The following is a 19618-nucleotide window of genomic DNA, read 5'->3' on the forward strand; positions in this document are numbered from 1 at the left end:
GGAATTTTCAACAAGCAAGAACAGGTTTAGCAGAGCATTTACGGGCTTGTAGGGCTTGTCTGAAGGATTTTTCTTCTATTTGCGCAAAAGATTTTCATGCGCATCCGATCAGGCTGGCGTGAGCTGCGCCTTGAGGCGGTCGCGAAAGGTCTGGATCAAGGGTTCGCGGCTGCGACCCCGGCGAATGATCAGCGAGAACGGCGCCTGATAGCCGAAGGTCGCCGGCGACAGCACCCGCAGGTCGCCCTTGTCCACCCAGGCCTGGGCATAGTGTTCAGGCAGGTAGCCGATGTAGGCCCCCGACAGTACCAGGATCAGCTGTGCCTCCATGCTCTCGACCGTGGCGGCGCTGTGCTTGAAGCCGTGGCGGGCCAGTTCGGCCTGGCTCCAGTAGCCGCGACCGACCATGCGCTGCTGGGTGATCACCTGTTCGGGAATGCGCCGCTCGGTGAACAGCGAATGCCGGTTGCTGCAGTACAGCCAATGCTGCTCGCGGTACAACGGCTGATACACCAGCCCGCTCATGCGCGTGGAGAAAGCGCCGATGGCCAGGTCCAGGCGGTTGTCCTGCACCCCCAGTTGCAGTTCGTAGGGGCTGGACACCGACAGGTGCAGGTGCACGGCCGGGTGTTCGAGGCTATAGGCACCGATGGCGTCGGCCAGCGGCAATGCGCGATCGCCGACCGTGGAGTCGATCACCCCCAGGTTCAGGGTGCCGCGCAGCTCGCCCTTGAGCGCCGCCGCGTACTGCTCGAAACCGTCCATTTCGGCCAGCAGGCGCAGGGTCTCCTGATGGAAGAGTTCGCCCTTGCTGGTGAGGCTGAAGCCGCCGCGCCCACGGTGGCACAGCACGATACCCAGCGCCGACTCCAGCTGGCTCATGTAGGTACTGATGGCGGACGTGGACAGGTTCAGCTCGCGCTGGGCATTGGCGAAGCCCTGGTGGCGTACCACGCTGACGAAGATGCGCAGCAATTTCAGATCAGGCAGGGCCGAGGCCATGGCAAGGGCTCCAACAGGGCAACGAATACGCGCCAGTCTACCCGCTGATCGCCATTAGTTCATGAAAACCTGAAGTAAGTATTTGCCTGTAGCGATTCTCTTGGGGCACTACCTTTTGCAGACTCTGCGCCAATGCACCTGTCCTCGCGCATTGCTGCACCTGTTCGCAGGGTGGCCGGACAGGTTCCAACAACTAGAACAATCCAAACCGTGAGGCCCGACCGTGGACAAGATTCTTCACCAACCACTGGGCGGCAACGAAATGCCGCGTTTCGGCGGCATCGCCACCATGCTGCGTCTTCCCCACCTGCCCAGCGCCGCCGGCCTGGACGCTGCCTTCATCGGCATCCCGCTGGACATCGGCACCTCGCTGCGTTCCGGCACCCGCTTCGGCCCGCGCCAGATCCGTGCCGAATCCGTGATGATCCGCCCGTACAACATGGCCACCGGCGCCGCCCCGTTCGACTCGCTGTCGGTCGCCGACATCGGCGACGTGGCAATCAACACCTTCAACCTGCTGGACGCAGTGCGCATCATCGAAGAGGCCTACGACGAGATCCTCGAGCACGACGTGATCCCCATGACCCTGGGCGGCGACCACACCATCACCCTGCCGATCCTGCGCGCGATCCACAAGAAGCACGGCAAGGTCGGGCTGGTGCACATCGATGCCCATGCCGACGTCAACGATCACATGTTCGGCGAGAAGATCGCCCACGGCACCACCTTCCGTCGCGCCGTCGAAGAAGGCCTGCTGGACTGCGACCGCGTGGTGCAGATCGGCCTGCGCGCCCAGGGCTACACCGCCGAAGACTTCAACTGGAGCCGCAAGCAGGGCTTTCGCGTGGTGCAGGCCGAGGAGTGCTGGCACAAGTCGCTGGAGCCACTGATGGCCGAAGTGCGTGAAAAGGTCGGTGGTGGTCCGGTTTACCTGAGCTTCGACATCGACGGCATCGATCCGGCCTGGGCACCGGGCACCGGCACCCCGGAAATCGGTGGCCTGACCACCATCCAGGCGATGGAGATCATCCGTGGCTGCCAGGGGCTGGACCTGATCGGTTGCGATCTGGTGGAGGTCTCGCCGCCCTACGACACCACCGGCAACACCTCGTTGCTCGGCGCCAACCTGTTGTACGAAATGCTGTGTGTTCTGCCTGGCGTAGCGCATCGCTAACGGCCATCGGCCTGGAGTTTCACCCCCGGATGGAGCCTTTCGGCGGGCCGTACACGCGGCCCGCTTGCGGATGAATGACGCCTGGCGCACGCCACCGGCGATCGATCTCACCATAATAAAGATAATCGGAGACACCCCATGGCCTTGGACATATTCGTTGTACTGATATACGCCGCCGGCATGCTGGTACTGGGCTGGTTCGGCATGCGCCGCGCGAAGACCCACGAAGACTACCTGGTGGCCGGGCGCAACCTGGGCCCAAGCCTGTATATGGGCACCATGGCCGCCACCGTGCTGGGCGGCGCCTCTACCGTCGGCACCGTGAAGCTGGGCTATGTGCACGGCATTTCCGGCTTCTGGCTGTGCGCCGCGCTGGGCCTGGGCATCATTGCCCTGAACCTGTTCCTGGCCAAGCCGCTGCTGCGCCTGCGCATCTTCACCGTGACCCAGGTGCTGGAAAAGCGCTACAACCCCATGGCCCGCCAGGCCAGCGCCGTGATCATGCTGGCCTACGCCCTGATGATCGCCGTGACCTCTACCCTGGCCATCGGCACCGTGCTGCAGGTGCTGTTCGACCTGCCGTTCTGGGGCGCCATCCTGCTCGGTGGTGGCGTGGTGGTGGTCTACTCGACCATTGGCGGCATGTGGTCGCTGACCCTGACCGACATTGTGCAGTTCGTGATCAAGACCGTGGGCCTGATGTTCATCCTGCTGCCGATCTGCCTGTACCGGGTGGGCGGCTGGGACGAACTGGTGGCCAAGCTGCCGGCTGCCAGCTTCAACCTGACCACCATCGGTTGGGACACCATCATCACCTACTTCCTGATCTACTTCTTCGGCATCCTGATCGGCCAGGACATCTGGCAGCGCGTGTTCACTGCCCGTGACGAAAAAGTCGCCCAACGGGCCGGTACCACGGCCGGTGTGTACTGCGTGATCTACGGCCTGGTGTGTGCCCTGATCGGCATGTGTGCGCATGTGCTGCTGCCTGACCTGGGCAATGCCAACAATGCGTTTGCGGCAATCGTGAAGTCAGCGTTGCCCGACGGCATCCGTGGGCTGGTGATTGCCGCGGCCCTGGCGGCGATGATGTCCACCGCCAGTGCCGGCTTGCTGGCTGCCTCCACGGTGCTGACCGAAGACCTGCTGCCCAAGCTGCGTGGCGGCAAGCAGTCGAGCCTTGGCATCAACCGGTTGTTTACCTTGCTTACGGGTATTGCGGTGCTGGGGATCGCGCTGGTGGTAGTGGATGTGATCAGTGCATTGACCCTGGCGTACAACCTGCTGGTGGGCGGCATGCTGGTGCCGTTGATCGGGGCGATCTACTGGAAGCGTGCAACCACGGCCGGGGCAATCACCAGCATGGGGCTGGGGTTCGTGACGGCGCTGGTGTTCATGTTCAAGGATGGGATGGATGCCAATACGCCGATCTACTACAGCCTGGCGATCGGGTTGGTGAGTTTTGTGGTGGTGAGTTTGATGTCGCGTCGGCCGGTGGGCACGGTGAATCTGGCATAGGACGCCCCGCCCGGGTAGCGGGGCGGAGGGTCATGGACGACCTGTAGGAGCGGGCCTTGCCCCGCGAAGGCAGCAACGCGCCTGGGTCAGCAATAGGCTCTGTAACATCGGCAAGCGCAGGCCTATCCAGCATGGATGCAGCCAGCAAGGGCCCCTTCCGCTCTTACAGCGGCTTACTTTTTTCTTGGAAAAAGTAAGCAAAACCGCTCCCGTCCATCATCCGGCCCTACGCTTCGCTACGGGTCCCCTCATTCCACCCACGCTCCGTGGGGCCACGCCGAACGGGCATCCCTGCCCGTCGGCGCTTTACGGGCCATCCATGGCCCTCCACCCCACTACGCGCAGGTTCCATTCGGCCTCCTGGGGGACGGGAAGATCAAGATCAAGATCAAGAACTAAAGCCAAAGCCAAAGCCAAAGCCAAAGCCAAAGCCAAAGCCAAAGCCAAAGCCAAAGCCAAAGCCAAAGCCAAAGCCAAAGCCAAAGCCTTTCAGGGATTTTGTGGGAATGGGGACGGCTGAAAAATCGCAAAAGAATACCGACGCATTGCGCAATGCGTCGGTTTCAGCAGCACGCTAGCGCCGAGGTTGGCGTTTGCGTTGCTCCTCATCGGCAGGGATCGGTACAGGCTGCATGGGTGGCGGGACAAGCCCCAATGCCACAGCCAGGTCGTGGAGCCAGTTGAACAGATCGTTTCTCATAACTCCCCCTCACGGGTCATCTGCGCGCGAAGTACGGCGGCGGCGCTACAAACTCATCATAGCCCCATGTGCAGCATCACGCCCGGGTAAAAACTTCTCTATTGATTTCAGTCAGGCACGCAGGGCCACATCGGCATCATCGCTCACCCGCCCCTTCACCGCTTCCTGCACCGCTATCCAGGCACTCAGGTTGGCCCCGCACATGCCCTTGCGCCACATCAGCCAGGTGGTGGTCTGGTCGAACGGCGACTGCAACGGGTGCACCGTGACCCGTTCCCGGCCCGGCAGGCTTTCAAGCATCGAGGTCGCCATCAACGCCACACCCGCCCCGGCGATCACACAGGCCAGCATGCTGGGATACGATTCGATTTCCATCACCCGCCCCATCGCCGCACGATCATGGGCGTACCAGGCCTCCAGCCGCATGCGGTACGAGCATCCCTGGCGAAACGTGAACACCGCACGCCCAGCCACATCCCGGGCACTGTGCACCGGCGGGTGGTCGGCCTCGGTGAGCAGCACCAGGGTCTCCTCGCACAAGGGCACCCCGTCGAGCCCGGCCAGGGCCAGCGGTCCATCCACCAGCGCCGCGTCGAGACGCCCGCTGAGCAGGCCTTCGAGCAATTCGCCGCTGGGGGCGGTCTGCACCTGCAGGTTCACCGCCGGGTAAGCTCGGTGATAGCGCGCCAGCAGCTCAGGCAGATGAATGGCCGCTGAACTGTACATGCTGCCCAGCACGAAATTCCCCGCCGGCTCGCCCCCCTGAACCGCCGCAAAGGCTTCGTCATGCAACGCCAGCATGCGTGCGCTGTAGTCCAGCAGCACCTTGCCAGCCGGCGACAGCTGCAGGCGCTGGCGCTCTCGTCGAAACAGCTCCACACCCAGTTGCTCTTCCAGCTGTCGCAGGCGCGTGGACAGGTTGGAGGGCACGCGGTGCAGGCGCTCGGCCGCGCGGGTGATCGACCCCTCTTCGGCGACCGCCTGAAAGATGCGCAGTTGACTCAGCTCCACGGTAATTCTCCAAAGCAGAACAAGTTCCTCATCATTATTCAATTTTTATGAAAGTCAACCCGCAGTAGCCTGACGGTCAACGCTCATCGCACAGGAACCCCACCATGTCCTCGACAATGCGCCTGCTGGCCAGCTTCGTTGCCCTGATGATGGCCATGGGCATCGGCCGATTCGCCCTCACCCCGCAACTGCCGCACCTGATCAGCGAAGGCCAGATCAGCCTGACCGCCGCCGGGCTGGTAGCTGCCGCCAATTACCTGGGCTACCTGCTCGGCGCCCTCGACGCGATGTTCGCGCACCGCCCCGCCCAGGTGCGCAAACGCCTGCTGGCCGGGTTGTGGCTGTGTGTGCTGCTGACCCTGGCCTCGTTCTGGGCCCACGGGTTCTGGCCGCATATCGCGCTGCGCCTGGGCACCGGCATCGCCAGTGCGTGGGTGGTGGTGACGCTCACCGGCATGACTCAACACCTGGCCGCTCAAAGCCGGCAACCGCGCCTTGGCGCACTGGTGTTCGCCGGCCCTGGCATGGGTATCCTGCTCACGGGGATGCTGGCACTGGGCGCCAATCTGCAGGGCCTGGGTTCGGCACCGCTGTGGCTGATCTACGCCGCCGTGGCGCTGCTGATGCTGCTGGTGATCCAGCCCGCGCTGCCACACCCGCAACCAGTGCCCGCGCACAAGGCCACCGCGCAGGGTGCGACACCCGGCATCGGGCGGCTGGGGCTGATCTATGCACTGTACGGGGTGGGATACATCATTCCGGCCACTTTCATGTCACAGATGGCCAGCGCACGTTTTCACGGCCAGTGGCTGGCCGACCTGTTCTGGCCGGCCTTCGGCCTGGCTGCCGCCATGGGTGTGGTGCTGGTCAGCCTGCGCCGCCCGCACCACGGCAGCACGGCGCGCTGGCTGATGGCAACGTTGTGGCTGCAGGCCGCCGGGGTACTGGCCTGCCTGCTGGGCAGCGGCGCCGGCCTGGCGCTGGGTGTACTGCTGTGCGGCACGCCGTTTCTGGCCTGCATGCAGTTGGTGATGCAGCGCTCGCGCGAACTGGCCCCCCACGCCACCCACCGCAATGCCGGCCTGCTGACCACCTGCTTCGCCCTCGGCCAGCTCAGCGGCCCGCTGCTGGCGGCGTTGAGCAATCAGTTCAGCGCCAGCCTGCAACCGGCGCTGGTAGTGGCCGCCAGCGGCCTGATCATCGCCGGGGCCCTGCTGTTGCGCCCGGCTACTGGCCGAGCAGGCGCCGCAGACGCCTGCGTACCCACTGCTCGGCACTGACCAGGGTAATGCCCAGCAACACGCAGACGGCGCCCAGGATGAAGTTCAGGCTCAACGGCTCGCCCAGCAGCAACACGCCGAACGTCACCCCGAACAACGGGGTGATGAACGAGAACACCGCCAGGTTGGACGCCAGGTAGCGACGCAGCAGCCAGAACCAGGTCAGGTAGCTGAAGAACGACACCACCACCGCCTGGAACAGCACGCTGCTGATCGATGTGGCGGTCAGCGTCACATGGCCGACCTGCCCGGTCAGCACCGCGATCAGCAGCAGGCCGACGAAGCCGACCATCAGCTGGTAGAACAGGGTCAGGGTAGCCGGCGCCTCCGACAGGCGCGAAGCCCGCACCACGACGGTGGTCGCGCCCCAGGCCATGCCGGCCATCACGCCCATCGCATCGCCCAGCAGCATGCGCCCATCGAGGTTGTCCAGCGATAGTCCGCCGGCAAAAGCCACGGCAATACCGGCGAACGCCAGCAGGATGCCGAGCCACTGCAGCGGGCGCAGGCGCTCGCTGGGCAGCATGAAGTGCAGCCCCAGCGCAGTAAACACCGGCGCGGTGTAGAGGAACACCGACATGTGCGCCGCGGACGTCAGTTGCAGCCCTTCGGCTATCAGCAGAAACTCCAGGCCGAACAGCGAACCGGCCAGCAGACCGCCCTTCCAGGTGGTGCCCAGCTGTTCCCAGCCACCCCGCCAGCACATCAGCAACGCGACCATCAGTGCCGAGATGCCCGAGCGCGCGGCGGCCTGCATCACCGGTGCAATGTCCGGCGCGGCCCACTTGATCATGACCTGCTGGATGCCCCAGATCAGGCACAGGCCCAGCATGACCTGCAGAGCGAAGGTGTCGGTATTCTTACGAAGGGCGCTCAAGGGCGACCCCCATTATCGCGGCACGGCATGGCAGGCTCTCGGCAATAGTGGATCCAGCGCCGATTATCAGGGCCTGCTGCCAGCGATTACCAGCCCGATCAGGCGATTTGTGCCTTTGACGCCACTTCGTCGAAGGTCGCCTCATCCAGTGCATCAGCCTGCTCGTTCAACACCTGGCGCGGATGATCATTGCCCGGGATTGCGCTGTCGATAAGGCTGAGCAGGCGCGAGCCTCGTTGGGTAAGGACGAAGTTCTCGCCATTGCCCCCTTCCTCTTCAGGGCGCGTCTCGATAAAGCCGCGCTCGAACAACAGCTTCTCGTATTCGCAGGCCTTGGTCTTCAGATGATCAAGCTCCGGCACTGCATCGCCTTTGGCAGCCAGGCCGGCAGCATGCTGCTCGGCATACGGGCGCGGGGTAAAGCTGTGGCCGGCGCCGTTCTGCACTTCGTGCAGCAGGCGCTCCATCAGGTCCCAGTCATAGGTAGTGCTCATCGGTCCAACCTCCAGCAAGGGGATGTAAGGGTGTGACAGGCGCGCGCGGCAGCGGTTCGACTGAACTTTCCGGCCGGCACAGCCCTCCACCGAACACCTTCGCCCGTAATGGAACACGAGGTCCGACCATGAAAACGCTGATGAGCATCACCGCTGCCGCTGCCCTTCTATTTGCCGTGCCCACCTGGGCCTGCACGCTGGAAGAGGCCACGCAGAAGCGCGAGGAGCTGGCCAAGGAGGTCAGCAAACTGACGGAGCAGAACCCGCAGAAGGCCAAGGAGATCAATGAAGAATTACAGGGGATGAAGCTGGGAACCGAGAGCAAGGACCTGCCGGACAAATGCCAGCTGATCGACAAGCGCATGCAGGAACTGAAGGCGGCAGAGAAGAAAGTCTGAATCGAGGATGACGCGTTCGCTGGCAAGACAGCTCCTGTAGGAGCCGGCCTTGCCGGCGAATAGGCCCTGCAACCTTACTCGGCAGCCGGTGCCGGCTTGCGCTTCTTCAGCGGTGCCATGCCGTCCTGGCTCACCAGGGAGGGAGCATTGGGCTTGGGCTTGGCGGTCGGCTTGCGTTTGGCCACCACCTTCTTGTCGGTCTTCTTGTCGGTCTTTTTCTTCTTGACCCCGGCGGCCTTGCCCGACGCCTTGACCTTCTTCGGCCCGGTATAGGTGCCTTTGACTTCCTTGATGGTGCGGCGCTCGAAGCTCTGCTTGAGGTAGCGCTCGATGCTCGACATCAGGTTCCAGTCACCATGGCAGATCAGCGACACTGCCAGGCCTTCGTTGCCGGCGCGCCCGGTACGACCGATACGGTGTACATATTCGTCGCCGCTGCGCGGCATGTCGAAGTTGATCACCAGGTCCAGGCCGTCCACGTCCAGGCCACGGGCCGCGACGTCGGTCGCCACCAGCACCTTGGCGCCGCCCTGCTTGAGGCGCTCGATGGCCAGCTTGCGGTCCTTCTGGTCCTTGTCGCCGTGCAGCACGAATGCCTTGATGTCCTTGGCAACCAGGTGACCGTAGATACGGTCGGCCATCACCCGGGTATTGGTGAAGATGATTGCCTTCTGGTAGGTCTCGTTGGCCAGCAGCCACTGCACGATCTGTTCTTTGTGCTGGTTGTGGTCGGCGGTGATGATCTGCTGGCGGGTGCCGTCGTTGAGTTGGCTGACGGTGTTGAGCATCAGGTGCTCGGGGTCTTTGAGTACCTTGCCGATCATGTCGCGCAGGCCGGCACCGCCAGTGGTAGCCGAGAACAGCAGGGTCTGCTCGCGGTTCGCGCACTCGTTGCACAGACGCTCGACGTCTTCGGAAAAGCCCATGTCGAGCATGCGGTCGGCTTCGTCAAGCACCACCGCCTGCACATGTTCAAGGTGCAGGTTGCCGGCATTGAGGTGTTCGAGCATGCGCCCCGGGGTGCCGACCAGGATGTCCGGCACCTTGCGCAGCATGGCGGCCTGTTCCTTGAAGTCTTCACCACCGGTGATCATGCCGGCCTTGATGTAGGTGAACTGGGCGAAACGCTCGATTTCCTTGAGGGTCTGCTGGGCCAGCTCGCGGGTCGGCAGCAGCACCAGGGCACGGATCTCGACACGGCTCTGCTTCAGGTCCACCAGGCGGTTGAGCACGGGCAGCATGAAGGCGGCGGTCTTGCCGCTACCGGTTTTCGCCGTCACCCGCAGGTCACGCCCTTGCAGCGCCAGGGGGATGGCCGCCGCCTGCACAGGCGTGGGCTCGACAAAGTTCAGTGCGGCCACGGCTTTGAGCAGGCGTTCGTGCAGGGCGAATTGGGAAAACACGGGTGTACCTCGGGCAAGTGCAGAAATTCAGCCATATAGGGTAACGTTTTCCGGCGCTCACGCCGAATTTCTTTTGGCATTGTCACGACTTTCCGCGTTCTAATTGCACTTCCACTCTTTTTGCGGACACCTTTACTAAGGCATGGATATTCAATTGTTCTGGCAAAACGCCCTGGATCTGTGGGGCACCCTCGATCAGCACCCGCTGCTGCACGCCGGCCTGGGCCTGGCGGTACTGCTGCTGGCCGCCCTGGTACTGGGGCGTGTGGCACGCTTCATGATCCTGCACGCCGTCCGGCTGCTGAGCCGCCAGCCGGCCCTGCACTGGCTCAACGACCTTCTGCACAACAAGGTGTTCCAGCGCCTGGCGCAGATGGTGCCCTCGCTGGTGGTGCAGTTCGGCCTCAAGCTGGTGCCGGAGCTCAGCGCCACCAGCCAGCATTTTCTGGGCAACGTGGCGCTGGCGTTCACCATCCTGTTCCTGGTGCTGGCCATCAGTGCACTGCTCGATGCCCTGCTCGATATCTATGCCCGCACCGAACATGCGCGTACCCGTTCGATCAAGGGCTATGTGCAACTGGCCAAGATGGTGCTGTTCGTGTTCGGCGCGATCATCATCGTCGCCACCCTGATCGACCGCTCGCCGTTGTTGCTGCTGTCGGGCCTGGGTGCGATGTCGGCGGTGATCCTGCTGGTGTACAAGGACACCCTGCTGTCGTTCGTGGCCAGCGTGCAACTGACCAGCAACGACATGCTGCGCGTCGGCGACTGGATCGAGATGCCCCAGGTGGGCGCCGACGGCGACGTGGTGGACATCACCCTGCACACGGTCAAGGTGCAGAACTTCGACAAGACCATTGTCTCGATCCCCACCTGGCGCTTGATGTCCGAATCGTTCAAGAACTGGCGTGGCATGCAGCAGGCCGGCGGTCGGCGCATTAAGCGCAGCCTGTTCATCGATGCTGGCGGCGTGCGCTTTCTGACCGATGAAGAAGAGCAACGCCTGAGCAAGGTGCGCCTGCTCACCGACTACATGACCCGCAAGCGCAGCGAACTGCAGGCCTGGAACGAAGCCCAGGGCCCTGTGGCAGCACTGTCGGCCAACCGCCGGCGCATGACCAACATCGGCACCTTCCGCGCCTATGCCCTGGCGTACCTGAAAAGCCACCCGGACATCCAGCCGAACATGACCTGCATGGTGCGTCAGATGCAGACCACCGCCCAGGGCGTGCCCCTGGAAATCTACTGCTTCACCCGCACTACCGCCTGGGCCGATTATGAACGTATCCAGGGCGATATCTTCGACTACCTGCTGGCCGTGATGCCCGAGTTCGGTCTGGGCCTGTACCAGCAACCCAGCGGCAGCGACCTGCGCGCCGGGCTGCTACCGGCCGGTGCCGTTCGCGAGCAACGGGCGTTGAGCACCGAGTCGGCTGAGCCATAGCGAGGCCAGTATCACCGCACCACCGATGAGCAGCCGGCCCAGAGGCTCGTGCTGGTTCCAGATCAGCAGGTTGAGCAACAGCCCGACCGGCACATGCAGGTTGTTCACCACCGCCAGGGTGCCGCCTGAAACCAGGCAGGCGCCCTTGTTCCACCAGTACAGCCCCAGCGCCGTCGGGCACAATCCCAGAAACAGCAGCACCAGCCACTGCACGTCGGTGCTGGGCAGATGCTGCGCGTTGCCGAACAGCAGGAAGGCCGGCAGCACCACCAGCAGGGCGCCCAGGTAGAAGTAGCCGAAGCGTCGGTAGTGCGGCAGGTCACTGGGGTAACGGGCAACCAGGTGCTTGTACAGCACCTGACCGGCGGCATAGGTGAAGTTGGCCAGTTGCAGCAGCACAAAGCCCATGAAGAAGTCCGGGCTGATGCGGTCGAAGCGAATCACCGCTGCGCCCCCCACCGCCACCAGTGCGGCCACCAGTGCCCACGGGTTGAAGCGCCGGTTCAGGGCATCCTCGATCAGGGTCACGTGCAAGGGTGTAAGAATGGTGAACAGCAGCACTTCGGGCACGCTCAGCACACGAAAGCTCAAATACAGGCACACATAGGTGATGCCGAACTGCAACGCGCCGATCAGCAGCATGGCCCGCATGAAGCGCGGCTCGACCTTGCGCCAGCGGGTCAACGGCAAAAACACCAGGCCGGCCAGCAGTACCCGCGCCAGCACCGCGAAGTAGCTGTCGACATGCCCGGCCAGGTATTCGCCGATCAGGCTGAAGGAAAACGCCTGGATCAGCGCGACGATCAATAAGTACCCCATGTATGCCCCCTGATATGCAGGCGGCGACCTTAGCGGTTGACCAACGGGCCGGCAACCGCTTTTGAAACGCCTGCACTCAAGATGCCAGCAGGCTCAACGGGTCTGATCGGCCGTGATGAACTGGAACCGTGCGGGGGTGGCGCCAGAGGGCAAGGTCACCGCGATGATCGGCACCAGGATGCCCGTCTGGCTGAAGAAGTCCCGCTGATCCGCCTGCGCCCCCGCCCTTCCGCTCGCGCTCCCGCCAATATAGAAGAAGGCTTCCATCGGCAATTGCCGACCGATGTTCTGCGGCCACAGGGCCATGCGCACTTCGTTCTGGATGCCGCCAAGGTTGGCGCCGGGCAGGTTTCTGGCACGCAGGCTCTGATAGAACGCGATGGCGCCTTCTTTGTTGAGTTCATCGCGAACATTGAAGCCGCACTGGCGTGCATTGATCCGGTTGGCGTTGTAATGCGCCAGCCATTGTTCGGCTGTACCGATGCCCTGCGCCCTGCACTCGCGACTCACCGTGGGATAACCGACATTCTGCCCGCACCCCTGCGATTCTCGCCTGTTGGAATCGGCGTCCACAGGAAACGAGCACAACACACGGGGCTTGTATTGATTGTTGGCGTACAAGATAGGCACGAAGATGAAGCCGTTAGTGTACCCATAGGCCAACCGACTGAACGCAGAGTCGGCGCGCAGGTAGGAGAACGACACGCCCGAGGCGGTAGGGTTCGGGTTCCACGAATGAAACGCCGGGCTGTTCTGCGTAGCGCGCATGAGGATGCCGCTGCACAGAAAGGCCGGCGCGCTGGAGGCGTTACAGTTCTGCCGGGTGTCGCGGTAACGTTCCTGCAGGTGGCGTGCAACCGTGGCTCCGGAAACAGCCGCCGTACCTGCACGGGACTGCAACGCAGCGGCCTGGACCGTTGGCGGCACCGAGCTTGCCTGCGCAACCTCGTCATTGGCAGGCTGCACCGGCGCCCGGTTGGCGCAGGCTGTCATCAGGCTGATCAACAGCAACAGTGTGAACGTGTTCAACATGGTGCCTCCCTGCGCTCGCGCCGGCTTTGAACCCTTGCTTGCGGGTCACGCCTTGCTTGGCGGGCGTTTCGCAGGTTTGCCAGGCACTTTCGCAGGTGCCTCTGACGCCTTCGCAGGTTTTTTCACCGGCACTTTCGCAGGGCCCTCAGGCGCCTTCGCAGATGCCGGGGGCACCTCCAGGCTCGGGATATAAAGCAGCCTGGAAAATTGGTAGTCCGAGCCCGTAACCGCTTCAAGCGCATAATTGAGCCACACTTGTTTGCCTCTGTTCTGCTGAAACCAGCTCAGTGGAATTTCAAACTGGGCAGTACCACCCGTCATGGGTTTCCACCCCAGGTCCTCATGCCCTGTCATGGTGAAACCTCTTAGACGAACCTTGTGTGAAGGTTGCCATTGGGGATAGGTAATCTGGACCCAGCGAGAACCGCGATCAAGTCTTGGCCGGGTCAATGGATCTAAACTTTGGCGTTCCACCGAAAAGTAACGACTCTGCGAAACCACCCAGGGTCCGCCATCCCTGCTCAGCGCGAAATTTACCTGTGCCGTTTGACCGGAACTGCTGTACATCAGCGCTTTTGGACAAGAAGAGTACAGCGCTTGCGGCGGGTTTTTGATGACTTGCACGGGCAAATCGAAGATGATACCGGAAGGTTCGACAATTCTTACCCTGACCCTGTCACCGGCGTACATGCCGGCTGATATGAGCGTCCTGACTGACAAAAAATCCGTATTGCTGCCGCAGTTGTAGATCCCCCTTATCAGGAAATACCTTCTCGACGGGTCTTGGGGGTAATCGGGATGTTCAATCGAACAGTCGATCGTCGGGGCATCCCAGGCATATAGCTTGGACTCAATTTTAGCAGGCATAGGTACGCATCCTTATATCCGCGAGGCAAGTTACAAACTTTCACTGCGGAAAGTCTGTCCGTCACCTGTATATAAACAGCTAGGCATTCAAGCGCGCACCTGACAAAACTGTCAGTTCTCTATAAACAATCAACCTGGCAATGACAAGTTTTATAACCACCCACAAAAAAGCCCGGTCAAACCAGTGTCTGACCGGGCAGGTACACCCAAAGGAGCAAAGGTGTCAGGCGGGGGGAAAATCGGTACGGCTCAAGCTACCGCAGCCAGCAGCGCCTTGGCCTGGTTCAGGCCTTTTTCGTGGAAGTCGCCGCCCATGTTCAGGCCCTCGGCGTGAATGAACGTCACCTCGTGAATGCCGATGAAGGCCATCACCTGGCGCAGGTAGGGCTCCTGATGGTCGCTACCGGCCCCGGCGTGGATACCGCCGCGGGCCGTCAGCACATAGGCGCGCTTGCCGGTCAGCAAGCCCTGCGGGCCGGTCGGGGTGTATTTGAAGGTGACGCCGGCACGCAGCACATGGTCGAGCCAGGCCTTCAGCGTACTGGGGATGGTGAAGTTGTACATCGGCGCCGCCAGCACCAGTACATCGGCGGCCAGCACTTCGTCGGTCAGTTCGTTGGAACGTGTTAGTGCCTGCACTTCTTCGGCGCTGCGCTGGGCTTCGGGCTTCATCCAGCCACCCAGCAGATGGCTGTCCAGGTGGGGTACCGGGTTCAATGCCAGGTCGCGCACGCTGATCTGATCGGCCGGGTTGGCCGCCTGCCACTGGCTGATGAAATCACGGGTCAGCTGACGAGACACGGAGTCCTGCAGGCGGGCGCTGCTTTCGATGATCAGTACGCGGGACATGGGTTGCCTCCATCGGCAAGTTCGCTAAGTCGATGGAGGCAAGATTAGAGATTGACCTATCGATAAAAAAGCGTAAAAACTGGGTTAAATCTATCAGTTAACCTGTTTTATTGCGGCTTGCAGTCCAGCGCGATGCGCAGCTTGAGGATTTCGCGGTTGAATTTGGCCGTCACGTCGACGCTCTTTTTCGCCGGTACCTGTATGCGCCGTACCCTGGGGGCCTCCGGGCCGTTGCGGAAGGTGACCTTGCACGTCGCTGCCACATCGCCGTAGTTGTTCAGGCTGATCGAGCCGATGTCACGGTCGGTGTCGTAGGTGGTGTAGTCAAGCTTCACCCCATCGGTGTTCTTGGTCACGTCGATGGGGTAGGCCAGGGCCGTCAGCGGCAGCAGGGCCAGCAGTGCAACACAGATTTTCTTCATAACGGCGCTCTCCATGAAAGTGCGCCAGCTTAGGACAACAGGAGCCGAAGATGAAAGCGCCGCGCGTTACCCTGGATCAGTGGCGGACTCTGCAGGCGGTGGTCGACCACGGCGGCTTTGCCCAGGCCGCCGAAGCCCTGCACCGCTCCCAATCGTCGGTGAGCTATACCGTGGCCCGCATGCAGGACCAGCTCGGCGTGCCGTTGCTGCGCATCGACGGGCGCAAGGCGGTGCTCACCGATGCCGGCAGCGTGCTGCTGCGCCGCTCGCGCCAACTGGTCAAGCAGGCCAGCCAGCTCGAAGACCTCGCCCATCACATGGAGCAGGGTTGGGAAGCCGAGGTGCGCCTGGTGGTCGATGCCGCCTACCCCAATGCCCGACTGGTACGTGCCCTGAGTGCGTTCATGCCGCAAAGTCGCGGCTGCCGGGTTCGGCTGCGCGAGGAGGTGCTGTCAGGGGTCGAGGAAGTGCTGCACGAGGGGGTGGCGGACCTTGCCATCAGCGGCTTCAGCATCCCCGGCTACCTGGGCACCGAATTGAGCGCGGTGGAGTTCGTGGCCGTTGCACACCCCGAGCACAGCCTGCACCGCCTGGGCCGCGAGCTCAGTTTCCAGGACCTGGAGAGCCAGTTGCAGGTGGTGATCCGCGACTCTGGCCGGGCACAACCGCGGGATGTGGGCTGGCTGGGCGCCGAACAGCGCTGGACGGTCGGCAGCCTGGCCACCGCCGCCACCTTCGTCAGCAGCGGCCTGGGCTTTGCCTGGCTGCCACGCCACCTGATCGAGCGCGAACTGCGCGAAGGCGTGCTCAAGCCACTGCCGCTGGACCAGGGTGGCAGCCGTCACCCGCTGTTCTACCTTTACTCGAACAAGGACAAACCCCTGGGCCCGGCCACGCAGATCCTCATCGAGTTGCTGCGCAACTTCGACACTGCGCCGCTGGACGTGCCCTTCGCCGCCCCCGCCCAAGCCTGACAGGTAACGCCCATGGCCTATTTCGAACATGAAGGTTGCACCCTGCATTACGAGGAATATGGCCAGGGCGAGCCCCTGGTACTGCTGCACGGCCTGGGCTCGAGCTGCCAGGACTGGGAATACCAGGTACCGGAGCTGGCCCGTCATTACCGCGTGATCCTGCTCGATGTGCGCGGCCACGGGCGCTCCGACAAGCCTCGCGAGCGCTACAGCATCGCCGGCTTCAGCGCCGACCTGCTGGCCCTGCTGGAGCACCTGAACACCGGCCCGGTGCACCTGGCTGGCCTGTCGATGGGCGGCATGATCGGCTTCCAGTTTGCCGTCGACCATCCCCACCGGTTGCGCAGCCTGTGCATCGTCAACAGCGCACCCGAGGTCAAGCTACGCAGCCGCGACGATTACTGGCAATGGTTCAAGCGCTGGAGCCTGGCCCGCCTGCTGAGCCTGGAGACCATCGGCAAAGGCCTGGCCGCACGCCTGTTTCCCAAGCCGGAGCAGGCCGAGTTGCGACGCAAGATGGCCGAGCGCTGGGCGCGCAACGACAAGCGTGCGTACCTGGCCAGCTTCGATGCCATCGTCGGCTGGGGGGTACAGGAACGCCTGGGCCAGATCCGCTGTCCTACGCTGGTCATCAGCGCCGACCACGATTACACCCCGATACAGCTCAAGCAGCGCTACGTCGCGCTTATTCCTCAAGCACGACTGGCGGTCATCGAAGATTCACGGCACGCTACACCGCTGGATCAACCCCGGCTGTTCAACCAGACCCTGCTGCAGTTTCTGGCAACGGCTTCAACCACTTCTCAAGGATCATTGAGTTCATGCTGAAAAAACTTCTGCTTGGCGCCTGCTCGGTCGTCTTCGCCACCAGCCTGATGGCTGCCGAAAAAGCCCCGCACGTACTGCTCGACACCAGCTTCGGCCAGATCGAAGTGGAACTGGACCCGGTCAAGGCGCCCATCTCGACCAAGAACTTCCTCGAGTATGTCGACAGCGGCTTCTACACCAACACCATCTTCCACCGCGTGATCCCGGGCTTCATGGTCCAGGGCGGCGGCTTCACCGCGCAGATGCAACAGAAGTCGACCAAGGATCCGATCCGCAACGAGGCCAGCAACGGCCTGCACAACACCCGCGGCACCCTGTCGATGGCCCGCACATCCAACCCGAACTCGGCCACCAGCCAGTTCTTCATCAACGTGGCCGACAACGCCTTCCTCGATCCGGGCCGCGATGCCGGCTACGCCGTGTTCGCCAAGGTGGTCAAAGGTATGGACGTGGTCGACCAGATCGTCAACTCGCCTACCACGCGCAAGAACGGCATGGCCGATGTACCGGTCGATCCCGTGCTGATCAAGTCCGCCAAACGCATTGACTGAGCCCGTGTTCACAGGGACGTGAACCACGACCGGCCCGGTCGAGTCAGACAGGAGTTAGAGTTTTGAGGTTGTATCGCTATTTCGAAAAGCTGATCGACATCTTTCGCGAAGCACCGACCGCATCGCCGCCGGGCAAGGTCCTGCCGTTCTATTTCTACTACCTGCGCCAGGTGTGGCCCAGCTTTGCCGCACTGCTGGTGGTGGGGCTGGTGGCTTCGCTCATCGAAGTGGCGCTGTTCAGTTACCTGAGCCGCATCATCGACCTGGCCCAGGGCGCGCCAAACCCCGATTTCTTCAGCGATCACGCCAGCGAGCTGATCTGGATGGTGGTGGTCACGCTGCTGCTGCGCCCGCTGTTCTTCGGCCTGCACGACCTGCTGGTGCACCAGACCATCAGCCCGGGCATGACCAGCATGATCCGCTGGCAGAACCACACCCATGTGCTCAAGCAGAGCCTCAATTTCTTCCAGAGCGATTTTGCCGGGCGCATCGCCCAGCGCATCATGCAGACCGGCAACTCGCTGCGCGATTCGGCCGTGCAGGCGGTGGACGCCCTGTGGCACGTGCTGATCTACGCGATCAGCTCGCTGGTGCTGTTCGCCGAGGCCGACTGGCGCCTGGTGCTGCCCCTGACCGTATGGATCTTCGCCTACATCGGCGCACTGTGCTATTTCGTGCCCAGGGTCAAGGAACGCTCGGTGGTGTCATCGGATGCGCGCTCCAAGCTGATGGGCCGCATTGTCGATGGCTACACCAACATCGCCACCCTCAAGCTGTTCGCCCACACCGACTTCGAGCGCCAGTACGCCCGCGAAGCGATTCGCGAGCAGACCGAAAAGACCCAGCTGGCCTCGCGGGTGATCACCAGCATGGATGTGGTCATCACCAGCCTCAACGGGCTGCTGATCGTCACCACCACCGGCCTGGCGCTGTGGCTGTGGAGCCAGTCGCTGATCACCGTGGGCGCCATCGCCCTGGCCACCGGCCTGGTGATCCGCATCGTCAACATGTCGGGCTGGATCATGTGGGTGGTCAACGGCATCTTCGAGAACATCGGCATGGTGCAGGATGGCCTCAAGACCATCGCCCAGCCGGTCACCGTCACCGATCCGCCAGATGCTCCGGCGCTCAAGGTCGATCGCGGCGCGGTGCGCTTCGACAACGTCGACTTTCATTACGGTCAGGGCAGCCGGATCATCAGCAACCTGACCCTGGACATTCGCCCCGGCGAGAAGATCGGCCTGATCGGCCCCTCGGGCGCCGGCAAGTCCACCCTGGTCAACCTGCTGCTGCGCCTGTACGACCTGGAAAGTGGCCGTATCCTGATCGACGGCCAGGACATTGCCCAGGTGAGCCAGGCCAGCCTGCGCGCACAGATCGGCATGATCACCCAGGACACCTCGCTGCTGCACCGCTCGATTCGCGACAACCTGCTGTATGGCCGGCCGGATGCGACAGAAGAGGAGTTGTGGGAGGCGGTGCGCCGGGCGCGGGCCGATGAGTTCATCCCTCAGCTGTCCGATGCCCAGGGGCGCACCGGTTTCGATGCGCATGTGGGCGAGCGTGGCGTGAAACTGTCCGGCGGCCAGCGCCAGCGCATCGCGATTGCGCGGGTGCTGCTCAAGAATGCGCCGATCCTGATCATGGACGAAGCCACTTCGGCGCTGGATTCGGAAGTGGAGGCAGCCATCCAGGAGAGCCTGGAGACCCTGATGCAGGGCAAGACGGTGATCGCCATTGCGCACCGCCTGTCGACCATCGCGCGGATGGACCGGCTGGTGGTGCTGGAGCAGGGGCGGATTGCCGAGATGGGCACCCATGCCGAACTGCTGGCGCACCAGGGGCTGTACGCACGGTTGTGGCATCACCAGACGGGTGGGTTTGTCGGGGTCGATTGAACACCGCGGCGACGGTATCGCGGGTCAAGCCCGCTCCCACAGGGATTTCACTGCGCCTGCGGGAGCGGGCTTGGCGT

21 protein-coding genes are annotated in these 19618 nt (G+C 62.9%); 9 read left to right on the forward strand and 12 right to left on the reverse strand.

All coding sequences use genetic code 11. The features are described 5' to 3' along the window. Nucleotides 1-108: 108 nt before the first annotated feature. Nucleotides 109-1002, reverse strand: coding sequence for a LysR family transcriptional regulator (locus FW760_RS11080; RefSeq protein ID WP_043864135.1), 894 nt, complete (start codon nucleotides 1000-1002; stop codon nucleotides 109-111). A gap of 223 nt (nucleotides 1003-1225) precedes the next feature. Between FW760_RS11080 and speB the strand changes: the two genes are divergently transcribed. Beyond that, nucleotides 1226-2176, forward strand: a complete 951-nt coding sequence (gene speB / locus FW760_RS11085; protein WP_043864136.1) for an agmatinase — start codon at nucleotides 1226-1228, stop codon at nucleotides 2174-2176. Between the two features lie 138 nt (nucleotides 2177-2314). Further along, on the forward strand, nucleotides 2315-3694 hold the full coding sequence (locus FW760_RS11090; protein WP_116053176.1) for a sodium:solute symporter: 1380 nt from the start codon (nucleotides 2315-2317) through the stop codon (nucleotides 3692-3694). Nucleotides 3695-4082: 388 nt separating this feature from the next. Here the strand turns inward: FW760_RS11090 and FW760_RS11095 are convergent, their stop codons facing one another. The 3 genes from FW760_RS11095 to ptrR all read right to left on the reverse strand — a co-directional run bounded on the left by FW760_RS11095 (nucleotide 4083) and on the right by ptrR (nucleotide 5405). Further along, on the reverse strand, nucleotides 4083-4247 hold the full coding sequence (locus tag FW760_RS11095) for a hypothetical protein (RefSeq protein ID WP_446443789.1): 165 nt from the start codon (nucleotides 4245-4247) through the stop codon (nucleotides 4083-4085). Nucleotides 4248-4268: 21 nt separating this feature from the next. Further along, nucleotides 4269-4394: a PA1414 family protein gene (locus tag FW760_RS11100; RefSeq protein ID WP_446443790.1), complete on the reverse strand. Its 126-nt coding sequence runs from the start codon at nucleotides 4392-4394 to the stop codon at nucleotides 4269-4271. 111 nt (nucleotides 4395-4505) lie between these two features. Further along, a complete protein-coding gene (gene ptrR, locus FW760_RS11105) occupies nucleotides 4506-5405 on the reverse strand; it encodes a putrescine utilization regulator PtrR (protein ID WP_116053174.1) in 900 nt (299 codons plus the stop codon). A 104-nt stretch (nucleotides 5406-5509) separates the two neighbouring features. Here ptrR and FW760_RS11110 point away from each other — a divergent pair, with 104 nt between their 5' ends. Beyond that, on the forward strand, nucleotides 5510-6685 hold the full coding sequence (locus tag FW760_RS11110) for an MFS transporter (protein WP_116053171.1): 1176 nt from the start codon (nucleotides 5510-5512) through the stop codon (nucleotides 6683-6685). On the opposite strand, the gene FW760_RS11115 is transcribed toward FW760_RS11110, so the two are convergent. Then, the gene (locus FW760_RS11115) at nucleotides 6633-7517 is read right to left on the reverse strand and encodes a DMT family transporter (RefSeq protein WP_370409175.1); all 885 of its coding nucleotides are present in this window, start codon (nucleotides 7515-7517) and stop codon (nucleotides 6633-6635) included. The two genes, FW760_RS11110 and FW760_RS11115, sit on opposite strands and share 53 nt — an antisense overlap. Nucleotides 7518-7660: 143 nt before the next feature. Beyond that, the gene (locus FW760_RS11120) at nucleotides 7661-8056 is read right to left on the reverse strand and encodes a hypothetical protein (protein WP_043864142.1); all 396 of its coding nucleotides are present in this window, start codon (nucleotides 8054-8056) and stop codon (nucleotides 7661-7663) included. Nucleotides 8057-8184: 128 nt separating this feature from the next. On the opposite strand from FW760_RS11120, the gene FW760_RS11125 reads away from it, so the two are divergent. After that, nucleotides 8185-8454, forward strand: a complete 270-nt coding sequence (locus FW760_RS11125; protein ID WP_043864143.1) for a hypothetical protein — start codon at nucleotides 8185-8187, stop codon at nucleotides 8452-8454. 74 nt (nucleotides 8455-8528) lie between these two features. Here FW760_RS11125 and FW760_RS11130 read toward each other — a convergent pair whose 3' ends face one another. Beyond that, entirely contained in the window at nucleotides 8529-9857 is a 1329-nt protein-coding gene (locus FW760_RS11130; RefSeq protein ID WP_043864144.1) for a DEAD/DEAH box helicase, read from the reverse strand. A 142-nt stretch (nucleotides 9858-9999) separates the two neighbouring features. On the opposite strand from FW760_RS11130, the gene FW760_RS11135 reads away from it, so the two are divergent. Beyond that, a complete protein-coding gene (locus FW760_RS11135; RefSeq protein ID WP_058541541.1) occupies nucleotides 10000-11301 on the forward strand; it encodes a mechanosensitive ion channel family protein in 1302 nt (433 codons plus the stop codon). On the opposite strand, the gene FW760_RS11140 is transcribed toward FW760_RS11135, so the two are convergent. The 5 genes from FW760_RS11140 to FW760_RS11160 all read right to left on the reverse strand — a co-directional run bounded on the left by FW760_RS11140 (nucleotide 11242) and on the right by FW760_RS11160 (nucleotide 15290). Next, a complete protein-coding gene (locus FW760_RS11140; RefSeq protein ID WP_116053168.1) occupies nucleotides 11242-12120 on the reverse strand; it encodes a carboxylate/amino acid/amine transporter in 879 nt (292 codons plus the stop codon). The two genes, FW760_RS11135 and FW760_RS11140, sit on opposite strands and share 60 nt — an antisense overlap. Nucleotides 12121-12213: 93 nt before the next feature. Continuing rightward, a complete protein-coding gene (locus FW760_RS11145; RefSeq protein WP_054914938.1) occupies nucleotides 12214-13152 on the reverse strand; it encodes a hypothetical protein in 939 nt (312 codons plus the stop codon). Between the two features lie 45 nt (nucleotides 13153-13197). Continuing rightward, complete coding sequence (locus tag FW760_RS11150; RefSeq protein WP_147303859.1) at nucleotides 13198-14019, reverse strand: hypothetical protein; 822 nt, start codon at nucleotides 14017-14019, stop codon at nucleotides 13198-13200. Between the two features lie 249 nt (nucleotides 14020-14268). Continuing rightward, on the reverse strand, nucleotides 14269-14868 hold the full coding sequence (locus tag FW760_RS11155; RefSeq protein ID WP_088514508.1) for an FMN-dependent NADH-azoreductase: 600 nt from the start codon (nucleotides 14866-14868) through the stop codon (nucleotides 14269-14271). A 107-nt stretch (nucleotides 14869-14975) separates the two neighbouring features. Next, nucleotides 14976-15290, reverse strand: coding sequence for a hypothetical protein (locus FW760_RS11160; protein WP_043864149.1), 315 nt, complete (start codon nucleotides 15288-15290; stop codon nucleotides 14976-14978). 50 nt (nucleotides 15291-15340) lie between these two features. Here FW760_RS11160 and FW760_RS11165 point away from each other — a divergent pair, with 50 nt between their 5' ends. The 4 genes from FW760_RS11165 to FW760_RS11180 all read left to right on the forward strand — a co-directional run bounded on the left by FW760_RS11165 (nucleotide 15341) and on the right by FW760_RS11180 (nucleotide 19541). Next, on the forward strand, nucleotides 15341-16264 hold the full coding sequence (locus tag FW760_RS11165) for a LysR family transcriptional regulator (RefSeq protein WP_043864150.1): 924 nt from the start codon (nucleotides 15341-15343) through the stop codon (nucleotides 16262-16264). A gap of 12 nt (nucleotides 16265-16276) precedes the next feature. After that, the gene (locus FW760_RS11170; RefSeq protein ID WP_116053165.1) at nucleotides 16277-17092 is read left to right on the forward strand and encodes an alpha/beta fold hydrolase; all 816 of its coding nucleotides are present in this window, start codon (nucleotides 16277-16279) and stop codon (nucleotides 17090-17092) included. Then, nucleotides 17086-17643: a peptidylprolyl isomerase gene (locus tag FW760_RS11175; RefSeq protein ID WP_043864152.1), complete on the forward strand. Its 558-nt coding sequence runs from the start codon at nucleotides 17086-17088 to the stop codon at nucleotides 17641-17643. The genes FW760_RS11170 and FW760_RS11175 overlap by 7 nt, the downstream gene beginning before the upstream one ends. A 68-nt stretch (nucleotides 17644-17711) precedes the next feature. After that, the gene (locus FW760_RS11180; protein ID WP_116053162.1) at nucleotides 17712-19541 is read left to right on the forward strand and encodes an ABC transporter ATP-binding protein; all 1830 of its coding nucleotides are present in this window, start codon (nucleotides 17712-17714) and stop codon (nucleotides 19539-19541) included. Nucleotides 19542-19618: the final 77 nt, after the last annotated feature.

The sequence above is a fragment of the Pseudomonas sp. 1176_21 genome (assembly GCF_052850635.1).